The sequence below is a fragment of the Vibrio sp. NH-UV-68 genome (assembly GCF_042940635.1).
GTDB classification, from domain to species: Bacteria; Pseudomonadota; Gammaproteobacteria; order Enterobacterales; family Vibrionaceae; genus Vibrio; species Vibrio pacinii.
In genome coordinates this window covers 717,898-733,973 of record NZ_CP134975.1, presented here as the reverse complement: position 1 = coordinate 733,973, position 16,076 = coordinate 717,898, and the positions used below count along the sequence as shown (strand labels likewise).

Genomic DNA, 16,076 nt, shown 5'->3' with positions numbered 1-16,076 from the left:
CCTGCGCCGTTTTCGTTTTAAGCTTTATTTAAGCATTTAGAGCTTGCTCTAAGTCAGCCAAAATATCGTCGATATGTTCAATGCCGACAGACAGACGAATCATCTCTGGTGCAACCCCTGCTTGTTTCTGCTCTTGCTCGCTGAGTTGTCGATGCGTGGTTGAGGCTGGGTGACAAGCTAACGACTTCGCATCACCAATGTTCACTAGGCGCTTGAAGATTTGCAGCGCATCGTAAAAGCGCACCCCTGCCTCATAACCATCTTTCAAACCAAAGGATAAAATCGCTGAAGGTTTACCACCCATGTATTTTTGTGCGAGCGGATAGTATTGAGATTCAGGCAAACCAGCGTAGCTGACCCAACTCACTTTATCGTGCTGCTCAAGATATTCGGCGACTTTGAGCGCATTCTCGGTATGGCGCTCCATTCGTAGTGACAGCGTTTCCAACCCTTGTAACAACATAAAAGCATTCATCGGTGACAATGCCGCGCCAGTATTACGCAGTGGCACGGTTCGAGCACGGCCAATAAACGCCGCATCACCGAACGCTTCGCTGTATACCACACCATGATAAGACGGCTCTGGTTGATTGAAGACTGGGAATCGATCTTTGTGCTGCGCCCATGGGAATCGACCAGAATCAATAATCACGCCCCCAAGCGTCGTGCCATGGCCGCCAACATATTTAGTCAAAGAGTGCACCACAATATCAGCGCCAAATTCAATCGGCTTGCACAGCACTGGGGTCGCAACGGTATTATCGACAATAACCGGCACCCCTTGTTGATGGGCTAACTCGGCGATACGCTCAAGGTCAATGATGTTCCCTGCAGGGTTACCAATGCTCTCGCAATAGACCGCTTTGGTGTTCTCATCGATAAGTTCAGCCAAACTCTCTGGTTTATCGTCTTTGGCAAACTTCACGTTTATACCTTGGTTTGGCAACATATGAGCAAACAAGGTATAGGTGCCACCATATAGCTGCGGCGTAGAAACAATATTGTCGCCAGCTTGAGCCAAGGTCAAAATCGCATAGTTGATTGCCGCGCTGCCAGCACTCACCACCAAACCAGCAATGCCCCCTTCAAGAGCCGCCATGCGTTTTTCTAGCACATCGTTGGTCGGGTTCATGATACGGGTATAGATATTACCAGGGACTTCTAAATTGAATAAGTCTGCACCGTGTTGAGCGCTATCAAATTCATACGCCACCGTTTGGTAAATCGGCGTAGCAACTGATTTGGTGGTTGGGTCGGTTTCATAACCAAAATGAATGGATAAGGTTTCGTCTTTCATCGTCCTTCCTTGGGTAAATAGTGTTTTCTGTCTGCTACTGTGATATCAGCATTTATCGACGATTTGTTGAACAGTGGTGCAAATATGTGGGTTATTTCACACTGATTTTGATCATCTTGTTATGCCAGCGATTACAGCAACGGCGGAGCAAAACTTGCTCACAATCAAGACAAAGGCAACAAACTAGCTGATTAGACCATTTAGACCCGATCCTTGTTGTATACTTCGCCGCAGTTATAGCCACATGAATATAAGTATGTTTCTGACACCGTATTTTTCACACGATAACCACCAATTTCAGTTTACGCGCCAGCAAGCAAGTCACTTTGCTAAAAAGGTTGCGGAAGACTTTAACCCTATCCATGACGAAGACAGTAAACGCTTCTGCGTGCCTGGCGATCTTCTGTTTGCCGTTTTGCTGAGCAAAGAAGGCATTAGCCAAAAGATGCGTTTTGACTTCTCAGGTATGGTCAGTGAGGATATCTCGTTGTCGATTGACAACAAGTGTGACAAAGAGAGTGCGGTTGTCGATCATAATGGCAAAGAGTACCTCCACATGTCACGTCAAGGTGACGTAAGCCATAACCCTGAGTTTATTCAGCACGTGGTCACCAACTATGTGCAGTTTTCCGGCATGAACTTTCCACATATCATGGTACCACTGATGGAACAGCAGCAGATGATGATCAACTGCCAGCGCCCATTAGTGATCTATGAAAGCATGGAAATCGAATTTACTCGCCTTGACCTTACTCAGCCAGAAGTTGAGTTTGCGAACGCCACCTTCGATGTCGAAGGGAAACGTGGCTTAGTAACGCTTAACTTTACGTTTAAAGAGAACGGTCAAGTGGTTGGTAAAGGCCTCAAACGCATGGTAGCAAGTGGCTTAAAACCTTATGATCAAGAGGCTGTGGACGACTTAGTTGAACGCTTCAACGAACGTAAAGAGGCATTTTTGGCCGAGTTCGCCAACGCTGCCTAAAATGCCAAAGGGCTACCTCATCAGGTAGCCCTTGTTGTTTAAGTTCGCGCTAAAATACGTCTTCTGGCTCTCGCTCACCCGGTGCTAGAGTTATCAAGCGAGTCATTACACCAAGCTAATAATTACAGCTGCCAACGTGCCAAAGGCGCTTGTACTGAAATTCCTTGGCTGCCCCAACGATCAATCACATCAACCTGCAAAATTCGTTCGCTGGGCACTAACGAGGTAAGCTCTGTCGACAGACGTTTATCCGTCACCAGCCATAACGTTGGGTCTTGTTCAAACCGATCTTTGAGCTTCTGCTTATCGCTCTCAGTCCACTCTAATTGAGGCTTAAATTGACGCTCAACCACAAACAATTGATTACCCACAGCAAAATCTTCTAACGCTTGACTAAGCAACACCACAGAATCCATCTGTCTGGCAAAAATGGCGGCTTGCTGCTGATTCATTAACGTTCGCATCGCGAGCAGTAATGCTTGCTGATTGGTGTCGATGGTCGCTTGGTGTTGCGGATATACTTTTTGCAGATCATCGCCGACGATCGCTGCCATTCGAATTAAATTGGTCGGATTCATCCAAACGTATTTTGATATCTCTCCCTGATCTAAGGTTAATGCTGCGACCCCTTGGGCGCGTGGAGAAATAGCTTGTGAAGCATCAATCTCAATCAGGTGAATATTTCCCTGTCGCGCATAGACATAAGTCGGGTCTTGAGGCCAGATGGCCCGCAACGTAATCGCCACTGTGGCTTGTTTTCCCGCTTCAACAACGTGTTGCTGGCCTTTATTGGCAAACCAGTTGGTCAGCCGCTCAATGCCGTAACGTTTGGGCGGCAAGTAGCTAACGTCGATATCCGTCCCTTTTAGCAACTGCTGTGACAACATATAGGTCACTGGGGTACTGGTAACAATATCGTTGGCATAACTAAAAGGAGCCAATGCGCTGGCAACTCCACAACACGCGATCATGATCAGTGTTTTCATATTCATATTTAACTACTCAGATTTAAGCTTTATTGACGATTCGATAAATCGTTGCCATTAAAAATAATATCGCAGAGACGATGATGATCGATGCCCCCGACGGCACTGGTAATTCAAGCTCCATCGGCAGTAGCGTCCCTATCAGACAAGCCAAAGTGGCCAGCAAAGAAGAGAGCAAGACAAAACTGCCAATGCGTTTGGTCAGTAATCTCGCGGTTGCGCCCGGAATAAGCAGCAGCGCCCCCACCAGCACCGCGCCAATAATCTTTACCGCGGCGATGGTCACAAGGGTGATCATCACGACAAACAAGTAGTCATAAAAACGGGTGTTAAACCCGCGAACACGGGCAATATCTGGGCTAATACTGGTGAGTAAAATTCGGTTAAAGGTCGGAATAAGTACCAATAAAATAACCAAACAGCTCAAGGCTAAAATGGCAATATCCCCATCAGTCACGGTCAAAATAGAGCCAAATAAGACATTCTCAAGCATGTGGATATTGATCTTACGAGCCACATACATCAGCAGCGCCGCCCCCACCGCAAGCGCCAAGGCGAGGAAAACGCCGACCAGAGTGTCATAGGGTACATTGGTGCGATTACGCACGAAATGCAGCAATAATGCGAATATCATGCAAAAGCTGAACAGGCCAATAAATGGGTTTTGTGCGGGTTCACCAAGCAATACTCCGATGGCAATCCCCGTCAGAGCGGCGTGCCCGACAGCTTCAGAAAAGAACGCCAAGCGCTTAGCGATAACCAGTGTGCCTAACCCGCCGAGTAGTGGCCCCAATATCAGTGCCGCCACAAGCGCATTGACCATAAAGGCATAAGCAAAGCTGTCACTCAACCAACCCGCTTCAACTCCACTTAAGGCTTGTTGTCTTAACCAATCCATCATGCTGCCTCCACTTTGGCGCTGTAATGCTTAAACAACGTTTCAATCCGGTCGGGGCTTAACACCTCCGAATGATGGCCTGAGGTCACAATATGACGATTCACCACATGCACTTGAGCATCTAAACGGCGCACAGCCGTCACATCGTGATGTACCGCCAGCACCGTTTTGCCCTCGGCGACCACTTGATGAATCAGCGCTTCTAGGTAACGCACGCCTTGCTCATCCATCCCGGTCGTTGGTTCATCTAATACCAGTAAGTCGGGTTCATCGAGCAGAGCCTGAGCAAACAACACTCGTTGCTGCTCTCCACCCGAGAGCTGCCCCATACGACGATCACAACGCCCAGCCATGCCAACTCGTTCTAGCTGAGCTAACGCGCGTTGAGTCTGCGAAGTTTTACGTCGCCAAAACAGCGGAATTCGAGTTTGATTGAGCAGCACAAAGTCACTGACCGTCAGCGGTAAGCTCGCTTCAAACGTGGCTTTTTGCGGTACATAGCCCACTCTACCCGCTTGCTGAGTCTGGCTTGGATCTGGCCAGTGAATCGCTATCTCGCCAGTAAATGGCGTTAACCCCAATACCGAACGCAGCAGAGAAGTCTTGCCTCCACCATTGGGCCCCATGAGCACGTGACACTGACCGGCTTCGAACTGAGTTTGGATCTGTTGCAAAATTAGGTTATCGCCGTATCGCAGAGTAACCCCATCAAGAGAAATCGATGGACCGGACATTACGCCTTCTCCTGCGCAGATTGGCTCGCAACAAACTTCATCGCTTCAATCAGTGTTGCGACATTTGCGCGCATTTCGACTTCTACTTTGTCGGCTTGGTATTCACCGTGTGTCATGTGTGAGAAGCGGTATAACTGAACCCCCGTCGCCGCTTCAATGGTATCGACAAAGCGATTGGGCATATTCAATTCATAAAACAGCACGTCAATACCAGCAGCGCGGATCTTCTCGATAGTCGCTTGCAACTGACTTGCACTTGGCTCGACGCCATGGGCAGGCTCTATCACGGTCGCCACATCAACACCGAACTCTTGCAAAATATAACCGTAAGCATTGTGCGTGGTCGCCACTTTCATGCCTGCGGTATTGAGCTCACCTAAAGACAACATCGCGTCACGCTTGAGTTGGCGAAATGTTTTGGCGTAACGACGGGCATTATGGCGATAAAAAGTCGCGTTATCCGGATCAAGCTTACTCAGCTCGCTGGCAATGGTGTAAACCTTCTGAATCGTGGTCGACAATCCGACAAAGGTGTGCGGATTGACGGCGCCTTTGCCGACCGATTGCCCCATAGCAGGCAGTAGCGGCACCTCTTTATTGGCGTAAATCACCACAAGGTCATCACGCTGAGCTGCCTCAATGACCTTAATGGCAAAATCATCGTGACCGACACCATTGACCACTATCACATCCATTTGATTAAGTCTTTTCAAATCATTTGGTTGCGGTAAGTAGTTGTGAGGGTTGAATCCCGCATCGACAAGGGGAATTATCTCGGCTTTGTCACCCACTACCGCTTTGACGTAGCTGTAATAAGGTTGCAAAGTAACGCCAATGCTGAGCTTATCGGTGGCAAAACTGCTAAAAGAGACCATCAATAAAGCGTTAAAAGTGAAAATATAATGGAATAGAGCGCGCTTGAGCATAGTAACTATCATCTCTGTTGACGCTTAATCAGCGTGAGAATGGGAAGGCGAAGATGGCGAAAGGACGACCTGCTGCCAGCCTTGCAACTGACGATTTTGTGGCTTGATTGGCACGCTTTTTTTCAGCGTCAATGACGCAGGTGCTAGCCAAATGTCGGCCTGTTGATCACGGCTATCCAGCAGCATCGACGCTGAACCTTGTCGGTCTTGTTTCACCCCAAGATACAGTCCTGCTTCAAGTTGCTGCCATTGATGTGAGCCTTTGCGCTGCCAGCTTTGGTCTGGCACAAACGGCGCAATCCAGTTGCGCTGTAACTCGCTGACATCTGGCCACTCGCCCGACTCCAGATAAAGATCGCGGATCTCTTCATGCGCAAGTTTAAGCTCGACCAGCATTGCTAAATCGTCTTGCTCAAGAGTGGTGATCAACACTTGATGAGCCAAAGTCGAAGTCTGCTGCGACTGCGCTTGATGGTGCGGTAACAACAGCAGTGAAACCGCTAAGATAGTCGCGACCGTCAACGCCACCCATTTGCCTTCACGACTGCCATTGTCGGCTCGAACCTTGTCAATAATCATCGTGGTTTCAACTCGACCACATCCACTTCCACTGGGTTTTCATGGCCAGCATCAAACACCAGATAGAAGTCAGTATTAGGGTGGGTAAATTGCGCAATCGAACGCTTATCGGTGGTGACTTTGGCAAGGAGATTGTCATCATAATCGTACATGTTGACATCGTAGCCTACCGCCGTTGAACCATCAGAGTAGCCGGCTTCACAAATCACTTGGTCTTGCGCTAAGTGACAGCTCATCAACGGAAAATGTGCCGCTGATTGAAACGATGTCAAACCAATCATCAAGCCTAAAATGTTAACTAAGAGCGTGTTGTTCATGATGCATCCAAAATGGCTCAGTCAGGCACTGAGCCAAGGTTTGATTAGTTAAGTTGGGTTTCAAACGTCAGGTGAACGTTGATGCTGACTTTGTCGGCTAACGGATCATTTTTCAGTTCGCCTTTGTAGTTGGCTTTCATCAGGTAACGCCCTGCGAGGTCGGGCGTAAAGGTCACTTTACCGTCGTTATCACTGACCACATCGATCTGCTCTTGGTGATTGCGATACAGTGTACCTTCGCGAGTAATTTCAGCGGTCACGCCTGACTGCGGTTGACCATTAAAGAAAAATTGAAAAGTCACCGCTTCACCTTCAATGATATCGGAAGGGTGCGTGAGCGGTTTCATCTCAAGAAATTTGCCTTCAATCTCTAACACTTTTTCCGTTGGTTTACCGACGGTGATGTAACTTTCTGCGCGTGTGTAACTGAGCTGAGTGACCACATCACGGGCTTGCTCTGGGATCACACTGTCGCGTTCAATCTTGCTTGCTTTGGCCCATTTAACCGTGTCACGACGGCCGGCTTTATATTGGGTGTAGTAACTGGGTTGGTTGTTGACTGCCACTTTGTGCGTCCCTTCTTCAACGAAGTAGAAATCAAACATCGAACGACGTTTACCTCGCACTACAAAATTTGGACGTTCAGAACGACCATCAGGCATCATCACAAACGCTTGTTCACTGCCGGCAGGTTTATCAAAGACAAACGTTCCATGCGATGCGGTTACATCAAATGTCAGCCAATCACCGCCCTCTTTAGAGACGGTAAAGTGAGACGGGAGAACCCAGCGAGGATGTGCTTGCACTGTCGTTGCGGTGGCAAAGCCGATTGCCATGACACTGGCTAACGCCACTGCTTTGATATTGGTTTTCATTGTTGTTCCTTTTGTCACTTCACTAGGTAATTGACGGTGATCGTTCCCGTCTCTTCGGTTGGTTGGAGTTGGTAGCGCACGTCATGCTCAGCCAAATGTATTTTTTGGCGCAGGTAATTACGCCCACCATGTTCGCGTACCACCTCGACTAACAAGGTGTAATCACCTTGCGCTAGTCGTTGCCCATTATCGTCCGTACCATCCCAGCTAAAGCGATAGTGACCAGCAGGACGAGTGGCGGAAGTAACGGCATCAACTCGTTGGCGGTCATAACGCCCTACTTTGCGCCACCAACTGCGCAAGTCTTTAAGCCATTCATCTTTACCCACCCAAAGCTGAAGGGTTTTCACCGATTGACGCTGTTGATCTTCAACCCACACGGCAACGTACGGGCGGGCATACATTGAGGTCTCGATGGTGGGAAGCTCGAGTTCAATATCGATTTTTGCCTTATCAGGCAACGGCGTTGCAAGTAGTGGTAACGGTGTCAGTAACGCGATAAGGAGCAATCGACTCAAAGGATTACGGCGCAAAAATTGGCCTGTGTTCAACATGGTTTTTCTCTTCATTAAGCCGCTATGGCACAGCAAAAAAATAAATAGTCAGTGATAACGCAGTACCAAAAGTCATCCACTGCATTGAGGTCTTCAATGTCTTTTTCTTCGGTAACAGCAAACACACCCCAGTGACAACAAACAACACCATCAACAATGCGGTGATATCGATAAACCACTTCCAGACTTCACCACTATTTCGCCCTTTATGCAGATCATTAAGTCGCGCAATCAAGCCGTAGTCTGTGGTTTCAATTTCTGCTTCACCACTCGTCATATCGACAAAAACTGTCGCGTTATAGCCAGGACCTTTAAAGTCGAGAGAGAGTTCACCGACCAGCAAGCGCCCCTGTTCAACCTCGGTATAAACATCCAAGGCAGAAGGTGTGCCACGTAATTGGCTTTGTTGCGTGAGAAAAGCGATCAACGCAACGCGATTTGGCTCAAAGCTGCGTTCGTTGGCAAACAGATGCTGAGGTGGAACGTTCAGTGTGTGGTGGTCAATCATCGCTTCGCTGCGCTCAAACCACTGCGGACGATTTAAGGTAATGCCAGTTAGGGCGAAAAATAGCGTGACCAATAGCAACGCCATTGAAACGTAAATGTGCAGGCGACGAGCCCAACTTTGAACGCCCTTACTCTTGAGCAACATATAACAGTCATCATCAGTTAATCCGCGCTCAATTTAGATGATAATAGTTCTTATTGGCATTCAATTTACATTATTTACGTTTCGAAGCAGAGTAAGAGTGAGGACGGAGACGAACAGAACACAGAACGGGTCAAATCAAACACAGTCGCGGCCAAATAAAAAAGGCCGGAGCGTTCACTCAGGCCTTTGATGCAATTCAATCATTCGCTTAGCTATTTTGACTGGCCTTAACACTGCGCAGTTGCGACAGGTATTTCACCCAGCTTTGCGCTTGTTTGGAAGGCGAAATTTCATTGGCTCGCTTTGCGTTGGCCAAGGCATCTTCAATACGTTGCAACTTGTAATAAGCACGCGCCTTGATCAAAGCGACCTCGGCGTGACGACCAGCAACCTTATCCAAAGCCGTCAGTCCCTGTTGGTAATGGCCTTCTTGAACCAACAACTGCGATAAATTCCAGTAGTATTGGCCATCTAGCTTAGCGGCAACGCGCCAACTCGCGATCGATTTCTGCCACTCTTTGGCGCTTTGCCAGTAACTGGCTTGTTGCGCTTTGAGCTTGCTATCAGCGTCGATCTGCTCCAACTGCGCCAATACCATCGCCGCACGCTCTGGAACCCCGCGTTTGGCATACAACTGAGCCAATAATTTTAGGTCATCTTGGCTAAGCGCTATACCATCGAGCTTGGCCAGCGCCATCGCGTCTAATGCGCCCTTTTCATCACCAACACGCAGATATAACGCCACCAGTTGGCGCCACCATTCCATGCGCGCAGGCTCAATGGCAATCAAACGTTTAATGGTTTTGATCGCAGGCGACCACTGTTTAAGCTCAAGTTGAGCCGATAGTTTGAGTGACAATGGGCTCAGCTGATCGGGCTGTGGATAGTGCTCATAGCGTGCTATCGCCGTCAGTACTTTGCTCCACTGCTGCAACTGGTAATGCGATTGAGCGATACGAAGCCATATTTCAGGCACGGTGTGCCGATCAGACGCCGACTCGCTCAAATTGTAGTAATGTGGCAAGGCTTGGCTGTACTGTTGTTCGTTGAGCAACATGTCGGCTAACATTTTTCGAGTTTGCCAAGCTTGCTCATCTTGCAATAAACCGCTGGTGACTGCGAGATCCAACTGTTGAATCGCTGGCGTCACTTGATCATTCTGCCAGTACAAAATGCCCAACATACGCGCGACAAACGCTTGGTCATAGCCGCGAGCAAGATCAAGCGCTTCTAGGGTCGAAATCGCCTGCTCAAGCTTATCTTGTTGCGCCAAGTTGTGTGCATGTTGTACACGCGTCGCGGTGTATTGACCAAGTTGATTAGCAACGGCGACACAAGCACTTAAGCTCAGTAGCAAACCGATTAGGCAGTTTTTAATCATTGGGCTAATTTGAACTCCACTCTAGCGGTTTGTCCGATCTGTTCGACTGACACACCCTGGTCAATTTTGGGTTGATATTTCCACTTTTTCAACGCACTAATGGCTTCTTTTTCAAACATGCGTTTGGGTTGTGCCTCGACCACTTGGATGTCTTTTGGCCGACCAGCTGCATCAATGGTAAAGCGCATCACCACATACCCTTCTACTTTGCGTTTTATCGCTTTGCTTGGGTAGCGCGGCTCAACACGATAAAGAGGTAGCGCTTGTTGGTTGCCCATCGCGCCCTGCAAGTTTGGCGCTTGGATCGCAATGCCATCTAACACGGTGTTCAACCCTAAGGCACTGGTTGGTGTCACGGGGCTGATCGGCGTCACTTGCGTTTGCGCTCGCGACACATCGATAGGCTCAGGGGCGCTCGGTGGCGTTGGCGGCTCTGGTACAGAACGTTGACGACGTTGAACATCGCTATCATTTTCTATCATCACCATATCAAAACGCACCGCCTGTGATGGTTTCTGCGCGCGCTGATTGCCATTATCAACCATCCAGGCCATGAAGCTAAATAAACTTACCGCAATCATCAACGCAGCCGGAAGTGCAAGCAGTAATCGCCCCATTAAGGTTTCTCCGCCGCCAAAGCTATGCGCGTCACACCCGCACCTTTTGCAGCATCCATCACTTTCACCACCGTACCGTTGTAAGCATGTTCATCGGCTTGAATAACTAATGATGCATCTGGCTGATCAAGCAGCAAGTGCTCAATGGTCGCCTCAACACGTTCAATATCGACCACACGCTTATCGATATAAACATCGTTCGCGGCAGTCACCGCAATAAATATCCCCGCCTCTTTTTGACTGACGACGTTCGAGGCTTGAGGGCGATTCACTTCCACCCCTGACTCGCGTACAAACGAGCTTGTGACAATAAAAAAAATCAACATGATGAACACGATATCGAGCATCGACGTTAAATCGATCTGCGCTTCATCTTGACGATGGGGTCTACGTCCGAGTCTCACTTTTGACTCCTTAAAGATTGTTCTAACTGGATGGCTTTTCGCTCGCACATTTTGCTTAAGCGAGCATGAATAAACATCCCCGCAAGCGCGGCGACCATACCGGCCATGGTGGGCAGCGTGGCCAAAGAAATGCCGGATGCCATTAATTTCGGATTACTACTGCCCTGTGTTGCCATCACATCAAACACCGTGATCATCCCCGTCACAGTGCCCAGCAAACCAAGCATAGGGAAAATTGCCACCAACACTTTGATCATCGAAAGATTTTTGCGCAGTTGTGTATCTGCTTGAGCTAGCCATCCTTGACGAATTTGATGCGCATACCAAGAGTGATGATCGTCTCTTGCTTGCCACTGCGCCCCCAATTGAGCCTTCACTTTAGGAAACTCGATGGTGATATACAGCACTCGCTCGATAATCAACAGCCAACACACGACAACGGCCGCAGCCAGCCACCACAAAATAGGGCCGCCTTGATGCATAAAACTAACCAAAGTCGAGGCCCAATCTTCACTGATCAAACCCAATGCATTGAGTAGGACCTGCTCCATTACGCTGCGCTCTCGGCTGTGTAGTTAGGGGTATCTTTACTGTGCGATGGTTCGCGTTCAGCTTGCTCTGCCACCAGACCAATACCTTGTTTTTCAAGAATATTGCGTACATTTTCCGCTTGAGAATTCAAGATGGTATGCGCCAAAAGCAGTGGCATTGCTGCGATCAGGCCAAGCACGGTTGTCACTAGCGCCATCGAGATACCGCCCGCCATCACTTTCGGGTCGCCGTTACCAAACTGAGTGATCACTTGGAAAGTCTCGATCATTCCCGTCACGGTGCCCAGCAGTCCGAGCATTGGAGCAAGCGCTGCGAGCAACTTGAGCATCGACAAGCCTTTTTCCAGATGGGTTTGTTCATCGACCACCGCTTCAAGCAGACGTAACTCAAGGGCTTCCACACTGCGATGCTTATCTTGATGATAGACCGCCAAAATACGCCCAAGCGGGTTATCGCCTGGTTGAGTCGGCTGCTTCAATTGCTGGATGATTTTTTGTCGAATCACTAACAAAGCGACGCCACGAACCAAGGCTATCCCCAAGCCAATCGCTAACAAGCCGATGATAATTTGGCCAACCACGCCACCAGCATTAAGACGATCGAACAAGGTCGGTGAATGGGCTAATTGCTCAAGTAACATACCACGCGATGGGTCAATAACTAGCGATTCAATTTCTGCTGAGTTGATTAGCTTTGCCGTCGGGCCATTATCTGGCTGACGCAGATAGCTCACCGCTAAACCACGTTGACCATTCCATTTGACGTAGCCCGACTCGTCGAGCAGCGCCAATGAACCAAGTCGCACCCCGTTAACGGTTTGCTCACGACCGTCGCCATTTAATCGGGTGAATGACACATTGGCCATCTCACCACTGGCTTGGATTTGCTGCTGCATACTGCGCCACATCGCCTGCAATTGTGGTAGCGTTGGCAAAGACTGAGCCGCAACAATCGCGGCGACGTCTTTGTGGTAAGTATTGGCATCAACACTGGTCACCGACTGCTTGAGTTCAGCGTCGAGCGTTTTGGCATTTTGGCGCACAACGCCAAATAACTCACCCAAACTGCCGGTTTCCAAACGCAGTTTCTCTTCGAGTTCAGCAAGCTGTGACTCATTGTTACTAAATGTGGTACTTAAGCTATCGACTTGCGCTTGCAGTGCGCTTCGCTCGGCAGATAGGTTATTTTTAATCGCTTGCAGCTCTTGCTCGGTTTGCTTAAAGCCTGACTCGCGATTGCCATCGTGTCGCTGTTGGGTACGTTTCTCTTGCTGCGCTTTTTGCAACAAGGTTGAATCGCTCGCAGCTTGCGTGTCACTGGCCCAAGTCGTTGGAGTCACAAGGGCTGAGAGAGTCAGCACTGCAACCGATAACCATTTATTTATCATCTAGTTGCCCTCCACGACATTAAGAGAAACCGGCAAAGTCAGCATACTTGGAGCAATCTGTTTTTGCGCCATTGCAAACGCTTTATCCAATTGCGCTTGCTGCTGGGAACCTATGATTTGCCACACCTTTTGTTGCGAAGACCAACGCCAGAAAACATCCCCTGACAAGCTACGTGCGATCAAGGAAACCCGGCCAAGATATAAAATATCAGCTTCCACTTGCTCATTGGTGTTGAGCGCAATCTTGCCTTGGTAAACCCCCAACTTGGTGCCGTAATCGATTTCGATTTGGTACGCCTCTAGAATTCGTCGAAACTTCTCTGCATCAGCGACATCTGCCCGCGTCATCATCGAATCGAGCTTAGCAATACGCGCCTCACGCTGGGCTTTGCGGATCGGTTTGTCGTTTGCCACGATCGTCTTTAGTCCGTCTAGCATGTGATACATCAAGGGCACCACACCTTGGCGGGTTTGAGCAATCTGTTCAATCTGTTGATTAAGGCTTGATACCTCTTGATCTTGACTTGTAACAAGGCTGGCAAGATGATCGCGATAAATCTTCAAGTTACTGACTTCTTCTTGCAGCTGTTCGATTTCTGCCTCTAAAGTCAGCGCTTTCTCTGCACTGACATCAACGCGTTTTTGGCTTTGTGCCGATGCTTGATTGGTTTTACTCAGCAGCGCTTGTGCATCGTTAAGATCGTCCGCGTGAACGGGAATCAGGGTCGATGACAGCAACAGAGCGATACTTGATTTGATTAGATTCATACGAGTTATATTTTCTGTTTTCCAAAAACGACTAAAGGGGAAGACGTCGCCTCCCCTTGCCAATCCGATTGTTATCAGTACTTGAACTGAACGGTTGCCATGTAGTTTCGGCCTTCGCCAATCACCACATTACTTGCTCCCTGTTGTTGACTGTTGGTACTACCGCCACCAGCGAGGTAATCGGTATCGAACACGTTTTCAACATTGAAGCGAGCGACAATATCTAAGTTCTCATCGTACTTATGTGTATAAGCTACGCCCATATCAACGCGTGCATAGCCATCTTTCTTAAAGGTGTTCGCAGCGTCGCCGTAACGAGCACCTTGGTAAATCAAACCTAAGTTGACGTTGGTGTTATGGTAAGCCTGATAGCTCGACCAAACACTGGCAGAAAACTCTGGCACATCAGCCGGACGGTTGCCCTTATACTCTGCACTTTGGCTAATTTCTGCATCAAGATACATCGCTGAGGCTGTTAGTGAAAAATCATCCGTCACAAAGCCTTGAGCCAAAATTTCCGCACCACGGTGTACTTGCTCGCCATCTTGTGTCTTTTTGTACATGATATCGTTACCAGCGTTGACACCATCTTCAACATCTAGCGAGATGTTTTCTAGCGTGATATCAAACAGTGCGCCAGTCAGGTACAAACGCTGATCAAACAGCTCCCACTTAGTGCCCATTTCATAAGAGACGCCACGCTCTGCATCAAGCTCTTCACCATCATTGGTGTAGTCAGTGCCGCTTACCGTTCCCTGAGGCATAAAGCTTTCAGAGTACTGAAGGTAAATTGAGCCATTGCTTGCCGGATGAAAAATAACACCAAGCTTTGGTGACACCTGACTTTCTGTCAGCTCATCACTGCGTTTTTCATCATAACGAACACCCGCTAATACTTGCCAGTAATCGTTAATGGTCATCATATTTTGCGCATAAAAGCCCAAGGTATCATATTGACTTGTTGGCCATCTTCTCGAGCTAGTCGGTTGAGGCTTTGTCACCGTCTCACCCGCAGATACATACTCGCCATCATGGAAGGCCATAAAACGATCGTAACTGTAATCTAGGTAGTTTGCGCCGACTAACAAAGTATTATCGGTTCCAAACAAAGAGAAATCCGTGGTCACGTCAACGTAGGCGGTATCAAATACCCAGTGATCCGAACGCTCGTTACCTTTGTGCTTAATGGTACCATTTTGATCGTACTTATCGAATTTCGGGTAAGATTCAACATCAAAGCGCTTAAAGTCTTGGCGATTGTAACCCGCTTTTACGTTTACCTTATCGGTCACTTGAGCATTAATGTTGATGCCGTAGTTCTCGACATCGTTATCAATGTTCGACCACTGCGCATCCCAGATAGTCTGGTCACCTCGGGCTGCAGAACCGTCGACAATATAAGCACCAGAATCGACGCTGCCATTATCTTGAGTACGGTCATAGTGCGCAGACAGCATGATCGCATCAGTCAGGTCGTATTCGACAACCAAACCGCCCACTGCACGTTCGGTTTGCGGCGAAGTCCCATCTGCGTACTTGCGCCATGAGCTGTCACTTTGCTTCGACACAATCGCACGAGCACGCAACGTCTGTTCTTCATTCAATGCGCCACTGACGTCAAGCACAGTTCGTGAATAATCGTTTGAACCAATATCTTGGCTCAGGCCGATTTGAGTTTCTGTTGTTGGCTTCTTAGACACCATATTCACTAAGCCGCCAGGTTCAGACTTACCGTAAAGTAGGCCTGATGGCCCTTTTAGTACTTCAACACGCTCTAACAGCTCAATAGGCTGACGGTAGTGTGACCAGTGCTGATGACCATCGCGCAAGAAGCCATCAGAGCTACTTAGCTCAAAACCACGCAGTGAGAAACGCTCACGGTTACGACTTGTACCGCCTGCGCTGACACTGGCGTCGTTTTGTAGTACTTCACCGAGAGTGCTGGCACGCTGTTCATCGATAACGGTTTCATCAATGACGGCCACCTGCCCTGGGGTTTCGAGTTGCGTCATTTCCATCCGCATCGCGGTGCTGTTGGTGTCGGCTTTATAACCAAACTCGCGCCCTTCAACGACTACGTGTTCATCCGCTTTTTGTACTTCGGCCACTGCAGGTGCCGCTAACACCGCACCGATCACTAATGCCAACTGGCTCTTAGTAAACATAT

Annotated in this window: 18 protein-coding genes; 1 reads left to right on the top strand and 17 read right to left on the bottom strand. The window is 48.6% G+C overall.

From position 1 onward, the window contains the following. Positions 1–28 precede the first annotated feature (28 nt). Complete coding sequence (locus ViNHUV68_RS03435) at positions 29–1,297, bottom strand: O-acetylhomoserine aminocarboxypropyltransferase/cysteine synthase family protein (protein ID WP_038174858.1); 1,269 nt, start codon at positions 1,295–1,297, stop codon at positions 29–31. A 256-nt stretch (positions 1,298–1,553) separates the two neighbouring features. Here ViNHUV68_RS03435 and ViNHUV68_RS03430 point away from each other — a divergent pair, with 256 nt between their 5' ends. Beyond that, positions 1,554–2,279, top strand: coding sequence for a DUF3581 family protein (locus ViNHUV68_RS03430; protein WP_391089335.1), 726 nt, complete (start codon positions 1,554–1,556; stop codon positions 2,277–2,279). A 122-nt stretch (positions 2,280–2,401) separates the two neighbouring features. On the opposite strand, the gene ViNHUV68_RS03425 is transcribed toward ViNHUV68_RS03430, so the two are convergent. The 16 genes from ViNHUV68_RS03425 to ViNHUV68_RS03350 form a co-directional block, all read right to left on the bottom strand. Beyond that, positions 2,402–3,271, bottom strand: coding sequence for a metal ABC transporter solute-binding protein, Zn/Mn family (locus tag ViNHUV68_RS03425; protein WP_391089333.1), 870 nt, complete (start codon positions 3,269–3,271; stop codon positions 2,402–2,404). Positions 3,272–3,287: 16 nt separating this feature from the next. After that, positions 3,288–4,163, bottom strand: coding sequence for an iron chelate uptake ABC transporter family permease subunit (locus tag ViNHUV68_RS03420; protein ID WP_391090258.1), 876 nt, complete (start codon positions 4,161–4,163; stop codon positions 3,288–3,290). After that, entirely contained in the window at positions 4,163–4,897 is a 735-nt protein-coding gene (locus ViNHUV68_RS03415) for an ATP-binding cassette domain-containing protein (protein ID WP_391089331.1), read from the bottom strand. Before ViNHUV68_RS03415 ends, ViNHUV68_RS03420 begins: the two co-directional genes overlap by 1 nt. After that, the gene (locus tag ViNHUV68_RS03410; protein WP_391089329.1) at positions 4,897–5,823 is read right to left on the bottom strand and encodes a metal ABC transporter solute-binding protein, Zn/Mn family; all 927 of its coding nucleotides are present in this window, start codon (positions 5,821–5,823) and stop codon (positions 4,897–4,899) included. The genes ViNHUV68_RS03415 and ViNHUV68_RS03410 overlap by 1 nt, the downstream gene beginning before the upstream one ends. Before the next feature lie 24 nt (positions 5,824–5,847). Next, positions 5,848–6,402 (bottom strand): DUF6162 family protein, encoded by a 555-nt coding sequence (locus ViNHUV68_RS03405; RefSeq protein WP_391089327.1) that lies wholly within the window; start codon positions 6,400–6,402, stop codon positions 5,848–5,850. Continuing rightward, the gene (locus ViNHUV68_RS03400; RefSeq protein WP_391089325.1) at positions 6,399–6,719 is read right to left on the bottom strand and encodes a hypothetical protein; all 321 of its coding nucleotides are present in this window, start codon (positions 6,717–6,719) and stop codon (positions 6,399–6,401) included. The genes ViNHUV68_RS03405 and ViNHUV68_RS03400 overlap by 4 nt, the downstream gene beginning before the upstream one ends. Before the next feature lie 44 nt (positions 6,720–6,763). Beyond that, complete coding sequence (locus tag ViNHUV68_RS03395) at positions 6,764–7,594, bottom strand: DUF4198 domain-containing protein (RefSeq protein ID WP_038174869.1); 831 nt, start codon at positions 7,592–7,594, stop codon at positions 6,764–6,766. A gap of 14 nt (positions 7,595–7,608) precedes the next feature. After that, positions 7,609–8,148, bottom strand: coding sequence for a DUF2271 domain-containing protein (locus ViNHUV68_RS03390; RefSeq protein ID WP_391090257.1), 540 nt, complete (start codon positions 8,146–8,148; stop codon positions 7,609–7,611). Positions 8,149–8,170: 22 nt separating this feature from the next. Continuing rightward, positions 8,171–8,800 (bottom strand): PepSY-associated TM helix domain-containing protein, encoded by a 630-nt coding sequence (locus ViNHUV68_RS03385; protein ID WP_391089323.1) that lies wholly within the window; start codon positions 8,798–8,800, stop codon positions 8,171–8,173. Between the two features lie 208 nt (positions 8,801–9,008). Next, positions 9,009–10,181, bottom strand: a complete 1,173-nt coding sequence (locus tag ViNHUV68_RS03380) for a tetratricopeptide repeat protein (protein ID WP_391089322.1) — start codon at positions 10,179–10,181, stop codon at positions 9,009–9,011. Then, a complete protein-coding gene (locus ViNHUV68_RS03375) occupies positions 10,178–10,798 on the bottom strand; it encodes a TonB family protein (RefSeq protein ID WP_391089320.1) in 621 nt (206 codons plus the stop codon). The genes ViNHUV68_RS03380 and ViNHUV68_RS03375 overlap by 4 nt, the downstream gene beginning before the upstream one ends. Further along, positions 10,798–11,202, bottom strand: coding sequence for a biopolymer transporter ExbD (locus tag ViNHUV68_RS03370; protein WP_038174877.1), 405 nt, complete (start codon positions 11,200–11,202; stop codon positions 10,798–10,800). The genes ViNHUV68_RS03375 and ViNHUV68_RS03370 overlap by 1 nt, the downstream gene beginning before the upstream one ends. Continuing rightward, entirely contained in the window at positions 11,199–11,753 is a 555-nt protein-coding gene (locus tag ViNHUV68_RS03365) for a MotA/TolQ/ExbB proton channel family protein (RefSeq protein ID WP_038174879.1), read from the bottom strand. The genes ViNHUV68_RS03370 and ViNHUV68_RS03365 overlap by 4 nt, the downstream gene beginning before the upstream one ends. Continuing rightward, positions 11,753–13,141: a MotA/TolQ/ExbB proton channel family protein gene (locus ViNHUV68_RS03360; protein ID WP_391089318.1), complete on the bottom strand. Its 1,389-nt coding sequence runs from the start codon at positions 13,139–13,141 to the stop codon at positions 11,753–11,755. The genes ViNHUV68_RS03365 and ViNHUV68_RS03360 overlap by 1 nt, the downstream gene beginning before the upstream one ends. Next, complete coding sequence (locus ViNHUV68_RS03355; RefSeq protein ID WP_391089316.1) at positions 13,142–13,909, bottom strand: DUF3450 family protein; 768 nt, start codon at positions 13,907–13,909, stop codon at positions 13,142–13,144. 74 nt (positions 13,910–13,983) lie between these two features. Then, positions 13,984–16,074, bottom strand: a complete 2,091-nt coding sequence (locus ViNHUV68_RS03350; protein WP_391089314.1) for a TonB-dependent siderophore receptor — start codon at positions 16,072–16,074, stop codon at positions 13,984–13,986. Positions 16,075–16,076: the final 2 nt, after the last annotated feature.